The sequence below is a fragment of the Stenotrophomonas sp. STEN008 genome (genome assembly GCF_056760435.1).
Window position 1 is genome coordinate 102,527 of the sequence record NZ_JBRRET010000001.1, and the last position, 16,544, is coordinate 119,070.

At 68.0% G+C, this 16,544-nt stretch carries 16 protein-coding genes; 4 read left to right on the plus strand and 12 right to left on the minus strand.

Annotation, left to right across the window (positions count from 1 at the left end; genetic code table 11):
* Positions 1-39: 39 nt before the first annotated feature.
* Together ACVOME_RS00530 and fis are read left to right on the plus strand one after the other, a co-directional pair.
* Positions 40-792, plus strand: a complete 753-nt coding sequence (locus tag ACVOME_RS00530; RefSeq protein WP_481504587.1) for a DUF3426 domain-containing protein — start codon at positions 40-42, stop codon at positions 790-792.
* A gap of 115 nt (positions 793-907) precedes the next feature.
* Positions 908-1,183: a DNA-binding transcriptional regulator Fis gene (gene fis, locus ACVOME_RS00535; protein WP_005419706.1), complete on the plus strand. Its 276-nt coding sequence runs from the start codon at positions 908-910 to the stop codon at positions 1,181-1,183.
* Positions 1,184-1,212: 29 nt separating this feature from the next.
* Here fis and ACVOME_RS00540 read toward each other — a convergent pair whose 3' ends face one another.
* Genes ACVOME_RS00540 through ACVOME_RS00565 form a run of 6 tightly spaced genes read right to left on the minus strand, consistent with a single transcriptional unit; the run spans position 1,213 to position 7,020 of the window.
* The gene (locus ACVOME_RS00540) at positions 1,213-2,208 is read right to left on the minus strand and encodes a phosphatidate cytidylyltransferase (RefSeq protein WP_053515673.1); all 996 of its coding nucleotides are present in this window, start codon (positions 2,206-2,208) and stop codon (positions 1,213-1,215) included.
* Positions 2,205-2,834, minus strand: coding sequence for a lysophospholipid acyltransferase family protein (locus ACVOME_RS00545; protein WP_193395991.1), 630 nt, complete (start codon positions 2,832-2,834; stop codon positions 2,205-2,207). The genes ACVOME_RS00540 and ACVOME_RS00545 overlap by 4 nt, the downstream gene beginning before the upstream one ends.
* A gap of 12 nt (positions 2,835-2,846) precedes the next feature.
* Positions 2,847-3,284: a hypothetical protein gene (locus ACVOME_RS00550; protein ID WP_065181556.1), complete on the minus strand. Its 438-nt coding sequence runs from the start codon at positions 3,282-3,284 to the stop codon at positions 2,847-2,849.
* Positions 3,281-4,615, minus strand: coding sequence for a phosphatase PAP2/dual specificity phosphatase family protein (locus ACVOME_RS00555; protein ID WP_429001199.1), 1,335 nt, complete (start codon positions 4,613-4,615; stop codon positions 3,281-3,283). Before ACVOME_RS00555 ends, ACVOME_RS00550 begins: the two co-directional genes overlap by 4 nt.
* Positions 4,615-6,378, minus strand: coding sequence for a bifunctional alpha/beta hydrolase/class I SAM-dependent methyltransferase (locus tag ACVOME_RS00560; RefSeq protein WP_481504588.1), 1,764 nt, complete (start codon positions 6,376-6,378; stop codon positions 4,615-4,617). Before ACVOME_RS00560 ends, ACVOME_RS00555 begins: the two co-directional genes overlap by 1 nt.
* Before the next feature lie 24 nt (positions 6,379-6,402).
* Positions 6,403-7,020, minus strand: coding sequence for a CDP-alcohol phosphatidyltransferase family protein (locus ACVOME_RS00565; protein WP_322522627.1), 618 nt, complete (start codon positions 7,018-7,020; stop codon positions 6,403-6,405).
* Positions 7,021-7,230: 210 nt separating this feature from the next.
* On the opposite strand from ACVOME_RS00565, the gene purH reads away from it, so the two are divergent.
* Entirely contained in the window at positions 7,231-8,814 is a 1,584-nt protein-coding gene (gene purH / locus ACVOME_RS00570; protein WP_065174411.1) for a bifunctional phosphoribosylaminoimidazolecarboxamide formyltransferase/IMP cyclohydrolase, read from the plus strand.
* A gap of 61 nt (positions 8,815-8,875) precedes the next feature.
* Positions 8,876-10,162, plus strand: coding sequence for a phosphoribosylamine--glycine ligase (gene purD / locus ACVOME_RS00575; RefSeq protein WP_481504589.1), 1,287 nt, complete (start codon positions 8,876-8,878; stop codon positions 10,160-10,162).
* An 81-nt stretch (positions 10,163-10,243) separates the two neighbouring features.
* Here the strand turns inward: purD and rpoH are convergent, their stop codons facing one another.
* The 6 genes from rpoH to rhlB all read right to left on the minus strand — a co-directional run bounded on the left by rpoH (position 10,244) and on the right by rhlB (position 16,445).
* Complete coding sequence (gene rpoH / locus ACVOME_RS00580; protein WP_053515659.1) at positions 10,244-11,119, minus strand: RNA polymerase sigma factor RpoH; 876 nt, start codon at positions 11,117-11,119, stop codon at positions 10,244-10,246.
* Between the two features lie 277 nt (positions 11,120-11,396).
* Positions 11,397-12,110 (minus strand): uracil-DNA glycosylase, encoded by a 714-nt coding sequence (ung, locus tag ACVOME_RS00585; RefSeq protein ID WP_481504590.1) that lies wholly within the window; start codon positions 12,108-12,110, stop codon positions 11,397-11,399.
* Complete coding sequence (locus ACVOME_RS00590) at positions 12,107-12,949, minus strand: response regulator (RefSeq protein WP_481504591.1); 843 nt, start codon at positions 12,947-12,949, stop codon at positions 12,107-12,109. The genes ung and ACVOME_RS00590 overlap by 4 nt, the downstream gene beginning before the upstream one ends.
* A 7-nt stretch (positions 12,950-12,956) precedes the next feature.
* Positions 12,957-13,904, minus strand: a complete 948-nt coding sequence (gene ftsX, locus ACVOME_RS00595; protein ID WP_481504592.1) for a permease-like cell division protein FtsX — start codon at positions 13,902-13,904, stop codon at positions 12,957-12,959.
* A 3-nt stretch (positions 13,905-13,907) separates the two neighbouring features.
* Complete coding sequence (gene ftsE / locus ACVOME_RS00600) at positions 13,908-14,594, minus strand: cell division ATP-binding protein FtsE (protein ID WP_053515652.1); 687 nt, start codon at positions 14,592-14,594, stop codon at positions 13,908-13,910.
* A gap of 123 nt (positions 14,595-14,717) precedes the next feature.
* Positions 14,718-16,445, minus strand: a complete 1,728-nt coding sequence (gene rhlB / locus ACVOME_RS00605) for an ATP-dependent RNA helicase RhlB (protein WP_065174408.1) — start codon at positions 16,443-16,445, stop codon at positions 14,718-14,720.
* Between the last annotated feature and the right edge of the window lie 99 nt (positions 16,446-16,544).

Sequence of the window (16,544 nt, forward strand, 5' to 3'; positions counted from 1 at the left end):
TGTTTGAATGAGCGCTCGACCCGAACCCGCACCGTGAGCATGTCCGAGCCGACCCCCGCACGACGTCCACTGGCCACCTTCCTGCGCCCCGCGCCGGAAGGCGGAACGGCACCTGCCGTCGAGGCGCACGTCGATACGCCTGCACAGGCCGGTCCGGCGCCCGAACCCACTGCGGCGGAGATCGAACATGCGCCGGCAGCGGCGGTGATCACTGCGCAACCCGTTCCGCAGCACACCGATGATGTGCCCCCGCATGCCGCGGCGGTGGCATCACCATCGAACCATGACGCACCCGGTTTCCTCGCCCGTGCACCTTCACGCTCGCGCCCGGCGCCGCGCTGGCACTGGCTGCTGGTGGCGGGGCTGGCGGCGCTGCTGATCCTGCAGAGCGTGCTCGCCGACCGCGCGCGGCTGGCCGCCGATGCCGGCCACCGCACATGGCTGGTGGCGCTGTGCAGCGTGCTGCGCTGCAGCCTGCCCGCCTGGCACGAACCCGCCGCCTTCACCATGACCAGTCGCGACATCCGCCCGCTGCCTGATCAGGCCGGCGTACTGCAGGTCCAGGCCAGCATCCGCAATGACGCGCGATGGCCACAGGCCTGGCCCGACCTGCGGCTTTCGCTGTCCGATGCGGACGGACGGGTCATCGGCAGTGACGTTTTCAGCCCCACGCAGTACCTCGGCGAGAACCCGGGTACCGCCGTGCTGGAACCGGGTCAGAGCGCACACATCGCGTTCCGCGTGCAGGAGCCTGCGGCGTCCACTGTCGCATTCACCTTCGAGTTCCTGTGATCGGGACGAAGGCGACCAGCCATGGCAGGTCGGGCACGCTCGCGCTAGACTGACCGCCACCACCTCATCCGGCCGCGCGCTCCGCGTGCACGGGCCAACCAGATCGGGAACCCCCTTGAACGCTGTCCTTTCTCGTCCTGACAACAGTCGTGGCGCTCCCCGGCCACCGCTGCGCGAACATGTCGCCCAGTCCGTGCGCCGGTACCTGCGCGACCTTGATGGCTGCGATGCAGACGACGTCTACGAGATCGTGCTGCGCGAGATGGAGATTCCGCTGTTCGTGGAAGTGCTCAACCACTGCGAAGGCAACCAGAGCCGGGCCGCGGCGATGCTGGGCATCCACCGTGCCACGCTGCGCAAGAAGCTGAAGGAATACGGCATCAGCGCCTGAGCGCGGATGGCGACGTCGTGGAAGCGGGGTCACCCGCCGCCGCCCGCCTTCCAGTAATACCGCACCACGTGGAAGAACACCGGTGCGGCGAAGCACACCGAATCCAGCCGGTCGAGCATGCCGCCATGGCCCTCGATCATGTGGCCCCAGTCCTTGATGCCACGGTCGCGCTTGATCGCCGACATCACCAGGCCACCCCAGAACCCCATCAGGTTGATCAACAGCGACAGGCCGAACGCCTGCAGCGGCGTGAACGGCGTGATCCACCACAGCGCAGCGCCCACCACGCTGGCACTCAGCACGCCACCGATGAAGCCCTCCACTGTCTTCGACGGCGACAGCCTGGGCGCGATCAGGCGCCTGCCCAGCAGCTTGCCCCAGATGTACTGCAGCACGTCCGAGGACTGCACCACGATCACCAGGAACGCCAGCAGCAGCACGTTGCGCGCGGGCTCATGCCCGGGCACACGCAGGTTCAGCAGCAGGGGCACGTGCGAAATGCAGAACACGCAGATCATCAGCCCCCACTGCACCTTGGCCGTGCGCTCCAGGTAATGCGTGGTGTCACCGCCGATCGTCGCCAGGATCGGCAGGAACAGGAACGCATAGACCGGAATCAGCAGCGTGTACATGCCATACCAGTCGATCCACACCAGGTAGTACTGCCAGGGCAGTACGATGTAGAACGCCGCCAGGAGCGCGTAGTAGTCACCTGACCGGGTAGGTGCCAGGGTGATGAACTCGCGCAGGGCAAACAGCGAGATGATCGCGAACAGCACGATCACCCCGGCCCGGCCGAACAGCAGCGCCAGGCCGACCACGATCGCCATCACCCACCAGGCGCGGATGCGCGAGACCAGATTGGCGATGACCGCGCTGGGCCGTCCACGCTGCCGCCAGCGCAGGGTCTCGGCCACCAGCGTCGCCAGCACCAGCACCGCGCCGACCCCGGCGAACAGCAGCCCGGTCTGCTGGCCCACGCTGCGCGCGGCGAGGTCACCCGATACGGCGATCAACCCGCTCATGCGCGTCCTCCGTCCGGCGCCAGATCCAGCAGCGCCTGGCGGCTGCGCTGGAGAAACGCCGTCTTGTCCTCATCGGCCTGCAGCCGCAGCGGAGTACCGAAGGTGGCCGTGCACAGCAACGGCAATGGCAGGAACCGTCCCTTGGGCATCACCCGCTTCAGGTTGTCGATCCACACCGGGACGAATTCCAGTTCCGGACGCTGCCGCGCAAGATGGTAGATGCCACTCTTGAACGGCAGCAGCGGCTCATCGCCGACGTTGCGCGTGCCTTCCGGGAACAGGATCAGCGAGCACTCCGCATCCACCGCGTCACGCAGCGCCTGCAGCGGATCCTGCTGGCGGCGCGCCGCTTCGCGCTCGACCAGCACGCCGTTGAACACCGCATCGATCAGGTAGCGCCGCAGGGCGTCGCGCTGCCAGTATTCGGCGGCCGCCACCGGACGCACCTGCCGCCGCAGTGCCGGCGGCATCGACGACCAGATCAGCACGAAATCCCCGTGGCTGGCGTGGTTGCCGTAGTAGACACGGCGCTCGCTGGAGGGCGCGCATCCGACCCATAGCGCCCGCGCGCCGGTGAGCACATGGATGGCGCCACTGCAGGCGCGGGCGATCAGTTCAGCAAACATCGATGTCTCCCCTCAGGTCTGCGGCCACAGCACGGCCAGCAGCAGCGTGGCGAACTGCAGCAGCGCTGCCGCGTACTGGCGCAGCAGCAGGCCCCGCATGCCCGCCCAGCGCACATCCCATCCGCGCGTAGGCGCCTGTGCGTCGCGGCGGCGCAGGCCGGCGACATGCAGGGCCGCGTCCACCCGTTCGGCCGCCGCCTCACCGTGCAGATTCTCCTGCAACAGCAGCTGCAGGAGGCTGGCGTCCAGCTGTACGCGCACCGCGTAGTACGCCTGCACCATCCCCGCCGCCACGCTCAGCAGCAACAGGCCGGCCGCGAACATCGCCAGTCCCGGCTCGATGCCCAGCAGCAGCAACGCCACCAGCAGCAGTCCCAGTGACAGCGCAGCGGGCAGCCGGCCCTGGCGCAGCAGCAGGCGCATCATCGGCAGGTCGACAGCGAGGCTCATGCGGGGCTCTCCGAGGTGATGGCGGCCTGGATGGCGCGCAGGTGGTCGTCATGCAGAACGATGGAGGGCCGCGCGGCACGTATCCGTGCCACCGCCTCGGCTGCGTCCCGTGCCCGGCCGCTGCACAGCAGCCAGGTCGCTACGCTGGCCGCACTGCGCGAATAGCCCAGGGCACAGCACACCAGTACTGGCCCCTGCATGCGCAGGCGTTCGATGGCGGCAGCGGCCTCGCGCAGCTGAGCCGGCGAGGGCACCACCATGTCCAGCATCGGAACGCTGGCATACGCAGCACCTGGCGCCCGGCACGACAGCTCTGCGCAGGTATCGACCACGCCGTGCAGTGGCGACGCCAAGGCCGCCCGTGGAATCCGTCCCAACCACACGCCATCGGCCACCGCCGAGGGCTGCGGTGCCCGCCATGTCCATAGCCGCGAATTGATCCAGGCGGCGCCCAGGTAAGGCGCGAGCAGCCAGCGCGCGGCCATGGTCAGGCGCCCGTCGTCGCGCTTCTGGAACATGGCCGTGCCCAGTCCGGCGTACGCCAGCGCCACCAGCAGCAGCGAGATCGCCGGCCACAGCAGCCACAGCGCAGTGCCTCGCAGCGCCAGCGCCGGCACCAGCAGCACGGCGGCACCCAGAAGGTAGAGCAGCGCCAGCCGCCACCGCGCGGGATCCTCCGCGGACTGCCAGGCACGCAACGGCGGTGTTCCCTGGTCCGGCCACAGCCACACGCACAGCCAGCCCACCAGCAGGCCGGTGGGAATGTCGATGAAGTGATGCTGGAACGTGGTCAGCACCGAAATGCCGATCAGCAATGCCCACGCATGCAGCACCCGCCGCCAGGCGCCCTGCAGGTAGTGGGCGAACTTCACCCACAGCACGATCAGCAGCACGATGTGCAATGACGGCGCCTGGTTGAAAGGCTTGTCGAACCCCAGCAGCACTTCGAACAACCAGCCATAGGCACCGCCCGTCTCCGGCCGCTCGAAGCTGAAGCGCAACGGCCACAGCAGAAAGCAGGTCACTGCGATCACCTGTGCACTGAGCAGCCGCAGCGCATGGCGGTCCAGCTCCAGGCGCTGCCGGCACAGGAAGAACGACACCGCGTAGAACAGGTCGATCGACCAGTACGGCACGATCGTCCAGGGCACGAACGGAATGCGCGTCTCCCAGTCGAACACGACAACCGGAACCACGTCGTGGCGGCCGGCCATCCAGTTGGCAAAGCCATAACTGGCAAAGAAGAACGGGCCCAGCACCGCCAGCCACAGCAGCGCGCGGCGCCACGGACGCGGTGCATCGGCAACGATCGGCGTTGCGGTGATGGCCATCAGGCGACCCGACGTGCCAGCGATACGGTGAAGATGCCGAACGCATCGATGCGCTGGGTCACCTTCTCAAAGCCCGACAGCCGCACCAGCTCGTCCATCTCCTGCTGGGTGCGCCGTCGCATGACCCAGGCAGCGCCTCCGCGATGGCTGGTGAGTGCACGGGCGATGAATTCCAGCTGCGGGTGCCAGGGCTGGCCGGTATAGGCCAGGTAGCCCCCCTCCGGCACCACCGCGGCAATACCCTGCAGCGAACGCAGCACGGCATCGTTGTCGGGGAACAGCTCGTACAGGCCTGAGACCACTGCCAGCGTCGGCGTGGGTTCCACCGTCGCCAGCAACGCCGGATCGAACGCGTCGCCCTGCTCGAAGCGGGCGATGTCGGCGGCTCCCAGCCGTTCGATCAAGGCCTGGCCCTGGGTCACGTTGAGCGGGCTGAAATCACGCAGCACGATGCGGTCAGCGCGCTGTTCGCCCTGGCCCAGGGCTTCCAGCACATAGCGGCCATGGCCGGCGGCCACGTCCAGCACCTGCACCGGCAGATCCTGGCCGCGCAGGCGCGTGGCGGCATCTCGCAGCAGTTCCTGCAGGTGCTGGCCACGCACGCGGATACCACGCCAGCCGATCGCATCGAGGTAGTTGCGGTCGATCATCCGCCCCACCGGTCCCTTGCCGCGCGCTTCGTCGCGGTAGATGTAGTCCAGCGTGCTGCCGGAATCGAAACCGGTCTGCAGGCCCAGCGCGATGCCTTCGGACAGGGTGCCGCCCAGGCGCAGGCCCGCGCGCACCCCGCGCCAGCGCAGGTCGGCCAGGCTGTTGCGTTCCGGTGGCCAGGCCAGGATCTCCGATTCCTCGAACGTCGGCCCATGCCGATGGGCGTCGCGCCGCGACAGCGTGCGCAGCGGTTCGGCGAAACGCGCCTGGATGAAGTCGCGGATGCGCGCCAGTGCCGGCGCACGATGGCGCTCGCCCAGCGTGTCGTGGAAGAAGCCCGGCAGGTACACGCGCTCCTTGATCGGACTGGACAGGCGCTCATAGAAGCGGTCCTGCGGACCACGGTGCACCACGAAGTCGGAGCCGGACACCAGCAGTTGCACCGGCACGCTGATCGCCTGCGCGTCGGCCACGATGCGGTCGGCGGCTTCATACAGGCCCAGCAGCACGCGTACCGAGATCGGCCGGGTGATCAGTGGATCGGTGCGGTAACTCTCCACCCGTGCCGGATCATGCGTCAGCCACTGCGGCTTGACGTAGCTGTTGACGAAGAAATTGCCGCGCAGCTTCTGCATCAGGGCCAGGCCTGGACGTGCGAACGGCACATACAGCTTCACCTTGAATGCCGGTGACGCCAGCACCAGCGCGCGCAGGCGGGGGGCATAGTCGTGTACCCAGGTCGCAGCGATGACCGCGCCCACGCTCTGCGCGACCACGACGATGTCCTCGACCGCGATGCCGTGCTCGCTGCCGATGTGGGCGATGAAGCTGTCCAGGTCGCGCACCAGCGCAGGGAAGCCCGGTGCGTCGCCACGCTCGCCCGGCGAACGCCCATTGCCGCGCGCGTCCCAGGCGAAGAAGGCGATCTCCGGCAGGTCCAGCTCGTCGACCAGATGGGCGACCCGCCCTGAATGCTCGTGGCCACGATGCAGCAGCACGATGGCCCGGACCGTGCGCCCCGGTGGTGTGCCTGCGGCCGCAACCGGCCAGTGCCGGTAGAACAGCGGTACTTGGTCGAAGCTGTGGAATTCCCGTTCCTGCACCTGACGCATGCCTTCTCCTGGTGGGCTGTTGACTTATCGCTGCGCTGTGGCCGCTTCCTTCAGTCCCCGCCGGACGCGGTTGACCGCCGTTACCCCGCACAGCAGCGCCATCGCTGCGGCCACGCCGCCGACCGTCAAGGCACCGGCCCAACCGAACGCCAGCAGCAGGCCCAGCAGGCCGATGACGAAGGCACGGTCGCTCTTGCCCATTGGGCCGTCATAGCGGCGGCCGGCACCGACCATCAGGCCCAGCACGCCGGCGTACTCGCTCAGTGCTGCGCCCCAGGCCAGCAACCACAGCGCTTCCGGGCGAACGCCCGGCACGCTGAGCAGACTCAGGTACAGCGCCGCATCGGCCACCACATCGCACAGCTCGTTCAGATAGGCGCCCAGCCGCGACTGCTGGCCGAACTCGCGGGCCAGCATGCCGTCCACGGCATTGAGGGCCATGCGCAGCAGCATCCACAGCGGCAGGGCCAGATACAGCAGCGGTTGCTGTGGCGCACAGCACCAGACCACGACGGCGACCAGCAGCGAGACCACGGCAGCGGCCACGGTCACCGCATTGGCAGTGATCCCCGCGCGATGCAGGCCGCCTACGGCCGGACGCAGCAGGTCCTGGAAACGTCCTTTCAATGCATAGATCGACACGATCCGAACCCGCAGCTCCCTGGCAGTTCCGGCACAGCCTACCCGATTGGGAGCGCACCTCCGTCGAAATGTCCGCGGCGCGGCGCCGGCCAGGGCATACCGAAGGCGGCCGCAGGGCCGTTGGGGCCGGTCAATTTTGCCGCCGCCGCCCGCCGTCGGCCCCCACCGCCTACAATATCGGCCCCGCTCCGCTGCCGATTGCCCTGTCCCATGACTGCTGATCTGTTGCCCGTCCGTCGGGCCCTCCTCTCCGTTTCCGACAAGACCGGCCTGGTCGAGCTGGCCACCGCTCTGGCCGCCCGCGGCGTCGAGCTGCTGTCCACCGGCGGCACCGCCAAGGCGATCCGTGATGCGGGCCTGGCCGTGAAGGACGTCGCCGAGGTCACCGGTTTCCCGGAAATGATGGACGGGCGGGTCAAGACCCTGCACCCGATGGTGCACGGCGGCCTGCTGGGCCGCTCGGGCCTGGATGACGCCGTGATGGCCGAACACGGCATCGGCGCCATCGACCTGCTGGTACTGAACCTGTACCCGTTCGAATCGGTCACCGCCAAGGCCGACTGCACCCTGGCCGACGCGGTGGAGAACATCGACATCGGCGGCCCGGCCATGCTGCGCTCGGCGGCCAAGAACTTCGCCCGCGTGGCCGTGGCCACCGACCCGTCACAGTACGCCGAGCTGCTGGGCGCCCTGGACACCCATGATGGCCAGCTGCCGGCGGCCACCCGCTTCGCCTTCTCGGTCGCCGCGTTCAACCGCGTCGCCCAGTACGATGCGGCGATCAGCAACTACCTGTCGGCGGTCACCGCCACCGACGCCGCCGTGCCGGTGCGTGCCGAGTACCCGGCGCAGATGAACTCCACCTTCGTCAAGGTGATGGACCTGCGCTACGGCGAGAACCCCCACCAGAGCGGCGCGTTCTACCGCGACCTGTACCCGGTGCCGGGCACCCTGGCCACCTTCCAGCAGCTGCAGGGCAAGGAACTGAGCTACAACAACCTGGCCGATGCCGATGCCGCCTGGGAATGCGTGCGCCAGTTCGATGCGCCGGCCTGTGTCATCGTCAAGCACGCCAACCCGTGCGGCGTGGCGGTGGGTGCCGGCAACGGCGATGCCTACGAGCTGGCCTACGCCACCGACCCGACCAGTGCCTTCGGCGGCATCATCGCCTTCAACAAGCCGCTGGACGCCGCCACCGCACAGGTCATCCTGGACCGTCAGTTCGTGGAAGTGCTGATCGCACCGGACTACGAGCCGGCGGCGCTGGAATACGCGCAGAAGAAGGCCAACGTGCGCGTGCTGCGCATTCCGCATGGCGACGGCCTGAACAACTTCGACAGCAAGCGTGTCGGCTCGGGCCTGCTGCTGCAGTCCTCGGACAACCGCGGCATGACCCGTGACGAACTGAAAGTGGTCAGCAGGCTGGCACCGACCGACAAGCAGTTCACCGACCTGCTGTTCGCCTGGAAGGTCGCCAAGTTCGTGAAGTCCAACGCGATTGTGTACGCCAAGGACAACCGCACCATCGGCGTCGGTGCCGGCCAGATGAGCCGCGTGTATTCGGCGCGCATCGCCGGCATCAAGGCGGCCGACGCGAACCTGGTGGTTGAAGGCTCGGTGATGGCTTCCGATGCGTTCTTCCCGTTCCGCGACGGCATCGATGCCGCCGCCGCCGCCGGCATCAAGGCGGTCATCCAGCCGGGCGGCTCGATGCGCGACGCCGAGGTGATCGCCGCCGCCGACGAGCATGGTCTGGCCATGGTGTTCACCGGCGTGCGCCACTTCCGCCACTGATCCGCATCACCAAGCCGGGCCCTGCCCGGCTTTTCTTTTCTGCTTACGAGAACCCTGTCCCATGAAGATCCTCGTCATCGGCTCCGGCGGCCGCGAACACGCCCTGGCATGGAAGCTGGCCCAGTCCTCCCGCGTCGATGAGGTACTCGTGGCACCCGGCAACGCCGGCACCGCCACCGAAGACAAGTGCCGCAACGTGGCGGTGAAGGTCACCGACATCGATGGCCTGCTGGCCCTGGCCCAGGCCGAAGGTGTTGAACTCACCGTGGTCGGCCCGGAAGTGCCGCTGGTGGCAGGCGTCGTCGATCGGTTCCGTGCCGCCGGCCTGCGCATCTTCGGGCCAACCGCCGCCGCTGCCCAGCTGGAAGGCAGCAAAGCCTACGCCAAGGACTTCCTGGCCCGGCACAACATCCCGACCGCGTTCTACGCCGTGCACACCGACGTGGAGGCGGCACTGGCCTACATCCGCGAGAAGGGTGCGCCGATCGTGGTGAAGGCCGATGGCCTGGCCGCCGGCAAGGGGGTGATCGTTGCAATGACCCTGGCCGAGGCCGAGGATGCGGTGCGCGACATGCTCTCCGGCAACGCATTCGGTGACGCCGGCGCACGCGTGGTGATCGAGGAATTCCTCGACGGCGAGGAAGCCAGCTTCATTTCGATGGTCGATGGCGTGCATGCGCTGCCGATGGCCACCTCGCAGGATCACAAGCGAGTCGGCGACGGTGATACCGGGCCGAACACCGGCGGCATGGGCGCGTACTCACCGGCCCCGGTGGTCACGCCGGAGGTGCACGCGCGGGTGATGCGCGAGGTGGTGAACCCGACCGTGCAGGGCATGATCGCCGACGGCGTTCCGTTCACCGGCTTCCTTTACGCCGGCCTGATGATCGATGCCAGCGGCGCACCAAAGGTGATCGAGTTCAACGTGCGCTTCGGTGACCCGGAAACCCAGCCGGTGATGCTGCGCCTGCAGTCGGATCTGGTCGGGCTGGTGGAAGCCGCCATTGATGGCCGCCTGGACCAGGTGCAGGCACAGTGGGATGCGCGCCCGTCGCTGGGTGTGGTGCTGGCCGCGAAACCCTACCCGGAATCGCCGGTCACCGGCGATGTGATTTCCGGCCTGGATGAGGTGCCGGCCAGCGCCAAGGTCTTCCATGCAGGTACTGCACTGGACGCGCAGGGCCGGGTGGTCAGTGCCGGCGGCCGCGTGCTGTGTGTGGCGGCGCTGGGTGACAGCGTGCGTGATGCGCAGGCCAATGCCTACGCCGGTGTGGCCAAGGTCAGCTGGGCCAACGAATTCCACCGCAACGACATCGGCTGGCGCGCGATCGCGCGTGAGCACGCGTAAAAGGCAGCGGCCTGCTGCTTGGCAGGCTCAACAAAAAACCCGGCAATGCCGGGTTTTCTGTTGGATACCTGTGACGTCACATCACGCGGTGAACAGCGCCTTCATCTTCTTCAGGGCATTCGCCTCGACCTGGCGGATGCGTTCGGCCGACACGCCGTACTCGTCTGCCAGTTCCTGCAGCGTCACCTTGCTGTCCGCATCCAGCCAACGGCGGCGGATGATGTCACGCGAACGCGCATCCAGTTCGGCCATGCCTTCGCGCAGCAGCTGCAGCTGGTTGTCCTCGCTGTCGGCACGCTCGTAGGCCATCGACGGATCTTCATCGTTGGCCACCAGGTATGCGGCCGGCGACGGCGGCGCATGATCATCATCCTCGTCGCTGGGCGCATCGAAACCGATATCGCGACCGGACAGGCGCGACTCCATTTCCATGACCTCGCGCTCGGACACGTTCAGATCCTTGGCCACCGCGCTGACTTCCGCGGCGTTCATCCAGCCCAGGCGCGTCTTCGACTTGCGCAGGTTGAAGAACAGCTTGCGCTGCGCCTTGGTGGTGGCGACCTTGACGATGCGCCAGTTCTTCAGGATGAACTCGTGCATCTCGGCACGGATCCAGTGCACGGCGAAGGAAACCAGGCGCACGCCCATGTCCGGGTCGAAGCGCTTGACCGCCTTCATCAGGCCGATGTTGCCTTCCTGGATCAGGTCGCCCAGGGCGAGGCCATAGCCGTTGTAGCCGCGGGCCACGTGCACCACGAAGCGCAGGTGCGAATGCACCAGCTCACGGGCAGCGTCCAGATCGTTGCCGTCGCGGAAGCGACGGGCCAGGTCCTGTTCGTCATCGACCGACAGCACCGGGATCTGGTGCACGGCACCGATGTAGGCGTCCAGCGAACCGAGCGCACTGGGAATCGGGAGATTGTTTGCCACAAGGGCAGTAGAGGTGTTCTGGCTCATAGGCACCCATCTTAGCAGTCCGGGATTTGGACTGCTAAAGGAGGAAAAAGTTCCAGCATCCTATTGATGCAACACTGGTCCCAAACAGAGCCCTACCGTAGCGCGATTTGATGACAGTGGCGAGCGCGCTTTTCGGGATTCACAATCCCTTGGAATTCAATCAATTACCTGCCGGGAACCGGCCGATTCCGGTCAAGCGGAGCTGAACGGGCCGTTCCGGAGGCCCATTCAGGCCAGGAAACGTTGCCCGGTGTTCAGGCCCGGCTGCCGGCGGAGGTCAAAGCGCCGCGCGCGGCGGCAGCGACCAGTCGACCGGCGCCTGCCCGCGACGCTGCAGGTAGTCGTTGGCCATCGAGAAATGCCGGCAGCCGAGGAAGCCACGATGGGCCGACAGCGGCGAGGGATGCGGGGCTTTCAGCACACGATGGCGCCGGGTATCGATGACCTTGCCCTTCTGCTGCGCGTAGGCCCCCCAGAGCATGAACACCAGGCCTTCGCGTTCGCGGTTGAGCACATCCACCACGTGGTCGGTGAAGCCTTCCCAGCCGCGGCCCTGGTGGGCGCCGGCCCTGCCCTCCTCCACCGTCAGCACGGCATTGAGCAGCAGCACGCCGCGCTGCGCCCACGGCACCAGGCAGCCGTGATCGGGACGGGGGATGCCGAGGTCGCCCTCGATCTCCTTGTAGATGTTCAGCAGCGATGGCGGCACCGGAACGCCGGCGGGCACCGAGAAGCTCAGTCCGTGCGCCTGGCCGCGCCCGTGGTACGGGTCCTGGCCCAGGATCACCACTTTCACCTGTTCGAACGGCGTGGCGTCGAACGCCGCGAAGATCTGCGGCCCCGGCGGGAACACCGCCGCGCCGGCCGCCTTGCGCTGGCGCAGGAAGGTGGAGAGTTCGCGCATCTGCGGCTGCAACAGGTAATCGCCGACCTGCTGCTTCCAGCTCGGTTCCAGCTGGATCGTCGGGGTGTCCACTACGTCATCGGTCATCGCAACAGGGGTCCATCGTTCAAGCGGGCCAGGCGCAGCTGGAACAGCACCTTGGTCACCAGCAGGCGCTCCTCGATCGGCTTCAGCACCAGATCATTGGCACCGGCCTGCAGCAACCCGGTCTGGTTGTGTGGATTGCCGTCGCCGGTCATCACCAGCACCGGCAGTCGGCGTTTGCCGTAGCCGAAATCCACGCGCACGCGCTGCACCACGTCGCGTCCGCTCAATTCGCCCTTCAGGGTGACGTCGGTCAACACCAGGTCGATGCGGTGGCGGCTGCGGCCCAGCGATTCGGCCGTGAGCAGGGTGAAGGCCTCTTCGGCACTGACCACGTGCAGCACGTTGAGCTGCTGGCGTTCGAGCATGCGCTTGGTCGCCTCCGCCACCACCCGGCTGTCCTCGATGTAGAGGATGGTCGCCCCGGGAATGGTCTGCGGCTGCACATAGCCACGGATGAAGGTCGCCAGGGCCTCATGGCCCAGCGCCTTGTCGAAATAGTCGGTGACGTACTCGGTGAAGCGCCGCTGCTCCAGATGCTGCTGCGCATCGCCGGAGACGACGATCACCGGCACGTATGCCTGGCCGGCAGCTTCGCGGACCGTCCGCGCCAGCGCCAGGCCGTCGCCATCACACAGGGTCAGCGAGGTGGTGACCAGGTCCACCGGCCCCTGCGCCAGCGCCTGCTGGGCACCCTCGATGCTGTCGCAGCCGATCACCTCCACGCCCGGCAGATCACGCTGCAGCACGTCGGCGATCAGCTTGCGCACCAGTTTGGAACCGTCGACCACCATCACCCGCGTAGCGGGCCCTCCAAGGTGCTTCAGCGCTTGCGGTTGCATGCCGGTCTCAGGTGTCGGTCGGGCGGGTCTGACGGAGGAAGTGGCCGGTGACCAGCCACGCGCCCAGCCAGCCCAGCAGCAGCGTGCCCAGCAGGACCAGGCTGCCATGCAGCAGGTCCAGGCCATGCAGCACGAACGGGCTGCCGTAGCTGCGTGACAGGTCAGCCAGCGGCGCGCGCAGGGCGGCACCGGCAATACCGATCAGGGCCAGCGCCACCGCGCCGGCGCCCAGCCCGTACCAGGCGCCCAGATACAGGAAGGGCCGGCGGATGAAGCCATCGCTGGCGCCGAGCAGCTGCAGCACGCCGATCTCCTCGCGCCGTGCCTGGATGTCGAGGCGCACGGTATTGCCGACCACCAGCGCGGCGCCGACGCCGAGCAGCACCGAAAGCACCTGTACCAGCCGCGCGCCGAACGCCAGCCACGCATCCAGACGCTGGCGCCACAGCGCATCGTGCTGCACCAGATCGGCCTCGGGCAGGCTTTCCAGCGCACGCGCCAGACGCGCATCGTCCTTGCCCTGCCCCGGGGTGATGACCAGCAGCGAAGGCAGCGGATTGTCGTTCAGCGCGTCGATCGCCTCGCCAAGGCCGGCATCGCGCAGCTCCTGCAGCCCTTGCTCGGGCGTGCGCACGGTCACCTCGCCGACGTCATCGCGGTCGCGCAGCTGGCCGGCCAGGCGCAACGCACCCGGGCCATCCACCGTGCCCTTGAGGAAGACATTGATGTCGCGCGACTGCTGCACGCTGCCGGCGAAATGCTTGAGGTTGTCCAGCGCGATCGACAGGCCCAGTGGCAGTGCCAGCGCCAGCGCCATGACCATCACCGTCAGCAGGGTCGCCCACGGCTTGCGGCAGGCGCGGCCCAGGCTGAACACCACGCTGTGCACGTGGTGCTGGAACCACACGCCGAGACGCGAGGGTGCGGCGGCTTCGCTGTTTTCGTTCTTCGCCATGCGTTACTCCGCCAGATCCTGCGGCGAGATGTCGTCCACCAGCCGGCCGTGGTCGAGAATCAGCACGCGCTTGCGCATGCGACGCAGCAGGGGAAGGTCGTGGCTGACCACCAGCACACTGGTGCCGCGCGCGGGCAGCTCGGCAAACAGGGCCATGATCTCCGCCGCCAGGGTCGGGTCCAGGTTGCCGGTCGGCTCGTCGGCAACCAACAGCTTGGGTTCACCGACGATGGCGCGGGCGATGCCCACGCGCTGCTGTTCGCCGGCCGACAGCTGCGATGGCAGCGCCTTCTCGCGATGGCCCAGGCCCATCCGTTCCAGCACGGAACGCACGCGCTTGCCGATGTCGCCACGGCGCGTACCGCGCAGGATCAGCGGCAGTGCCACGTTCTCGGCGATGGTCCGGTCCATCAGCAGGCGATGGTCCTGGTACACCGCACCGACCGCGCGCCGATGGCGCGGGACGTCGCCGCCGCGCACCTTCAGCAGGTTGCGCTCGTCGAAGACCACCGCGCCGCGGCTGGGCCGCTCGTCGAGGTGAATCAACTTGAGCAGGGTGCTCTTGCCCGCCCCGGAATGGCCGGTGACGAACAGCATTTCGCCCGGCGCGACCTCGAAGCTGACGTCGATCAGGGCTTCGTGGCCACCGGCGTACTGTTTGCTGACATTGTCGAAGCGCAGGACACTCATGCCCCGATTATGCAGGACCGGCGCGAAGTATCGATAGCGCCGGGACGCGCCCGGGTGGAATCGTTGATCTGCCGCTGCGCGCGCTGGGCATGGCCCGGCGCTACCGCTGACCGGGCGCGCCGATCAGCCGCCCGACAGCATCCGGCGGATCTTGCGGCCGATGCGGGTCAGGAACGAGTCGGCGGCGTCGGTGCTGCGCACCGGCTTGGCCACCACGTGAACCGGCGTCACCGGCGAGGCACCGTTGCCGGCGCTGCCGTTGGCGACCATCGCCTCGCCACCCTCGACCGGACGGCCATGGCGACGACGACGGCGCTTGCGCGGCTTGCGCTCGCCGTCCGCCGCGAGCTCCGGAGCACCTTCGGCACGCGGCGGACGCGGCGGGCGCGGGGCCTGGGCCGGGGTGCCGGACCCGGCACCTTCCACCGGCGCGGTCGCGCCCTGCTCGCCTTCCACCCGCGGCTTGCGCGGACCACGCGAGCGGCGTTCGCCGCTGCGCTCGCCATCGCGGCGCTCGCCACGGCCGGCGCCGGAGCGACCACCGCTGCGGCCACCGCCACGACGCTCTTCCTCGGCGGCGCGGGCTTCGCGCGCCTCGCGGAAGATCTGGCCGACGCTCTCGTTCTCGTCACCGTCCTCGCCAGCGACCGTGGCCGGGCGTTCCGGACGCGGCAGTGCGGTCATCAGTTCCTTGGTGACCGGCTCGGACGGAATCTTCTGTTCGATGTAGGCCTCGATGTCCGGCAGGCTCATCGCATAACGCTCGCAGGCGAAGCTGATCGCGTCACCCTCTTCGCCCAGGCGTGCGGTACGGCCGATGCGGTGCACATAGTCTTCGGCGTCGAACGGCAGGTCGTAGTTGTAGACGTACTTGATGCCGTCGATATGCAGGCCGCGGGCAGCCACGTCGGTGGCGACCAGGATTTCCAGCTGGCCCTTCTGGAAGCGGTTGAGCAGGCTCTCGCGCTTCTTCTGCGGCACGTCGCCGGACAGGACGCCGACCCGGTACCCGGCCTTTTCCAGCGAACGCGCCACGCGCTCGACGAAGACCTTGGTGTTGACGAAGACCATGGTGCGGGCGCCCTCGCTGCGCGAGAGCAGGCCCAGCAGCAACGGGATCTTCTCGTCGTCGGCCGGGAAGTAGATCTTCTGGCGCACGCGCGCGGCGGTCACTGTTTCAGCTTCGACCACCAGCTTCTGCGGCTCGTTCATGTGCTCGTAGGCCAGCTCCAGCACGCGATGGCTGAGGGTGGCGCTGAACAGCAGGGTCTGCCGGGTGGTGCGCTCGGGCATGCGGCGCAGCAGGAAGCGGATGTCCTTGATGAAGCCCAGGTCGAACATGCGGTCGGCTTCGTCCAGCACGCAGATCTCGCAGGCGTGCAGCGAAACCACCTTGTGCTGCTTGACGTAATCGATCAGGCGGCCGGGGGTGGCGATGATCACATCCACGCCCTGCTGCAGGATCTCGCGCTGCTTGTCGTAATCCACGCCACCGTAGACGAGGGCGAAACGCAGGCCCAGGTCGGAACCGAACTTCACGGCGTCCTTGTGGATCTGGATCGCCAGCTCGCGGGTGGGCGCCAGGATCAGCGCGCGCGGGTCTTCCGCCTTGCGGTCGGCCAGCGCCGGGCGGCTCAGCAGGCGGTTGACCACGGCAACCAGGAACGCCAGCGTCTTGCCGGTGCCGGTCTGGGCCTGGCCGGCGACATCACCACCGGCCAGCGCGACCGGCAGTGTCAGCGCCTGGATCGGGGTGCAGCGGGTGAATCCGGCTCCTTCAAGGCCGGCCTGCAGGGCCGGATGCAGCTCAAAGGAGGAAAAGGTCAAATCGGTCAGCGGTTTGTCGCTCATGAGTCCGTCTTGGTATGGCCACCGGCCAGCGGGCGGGCGGCACTGCATCGTCTGGGGGCACCGTCGCAAACTGCGGCCCCTGCGGCGGGTCGGCGGACC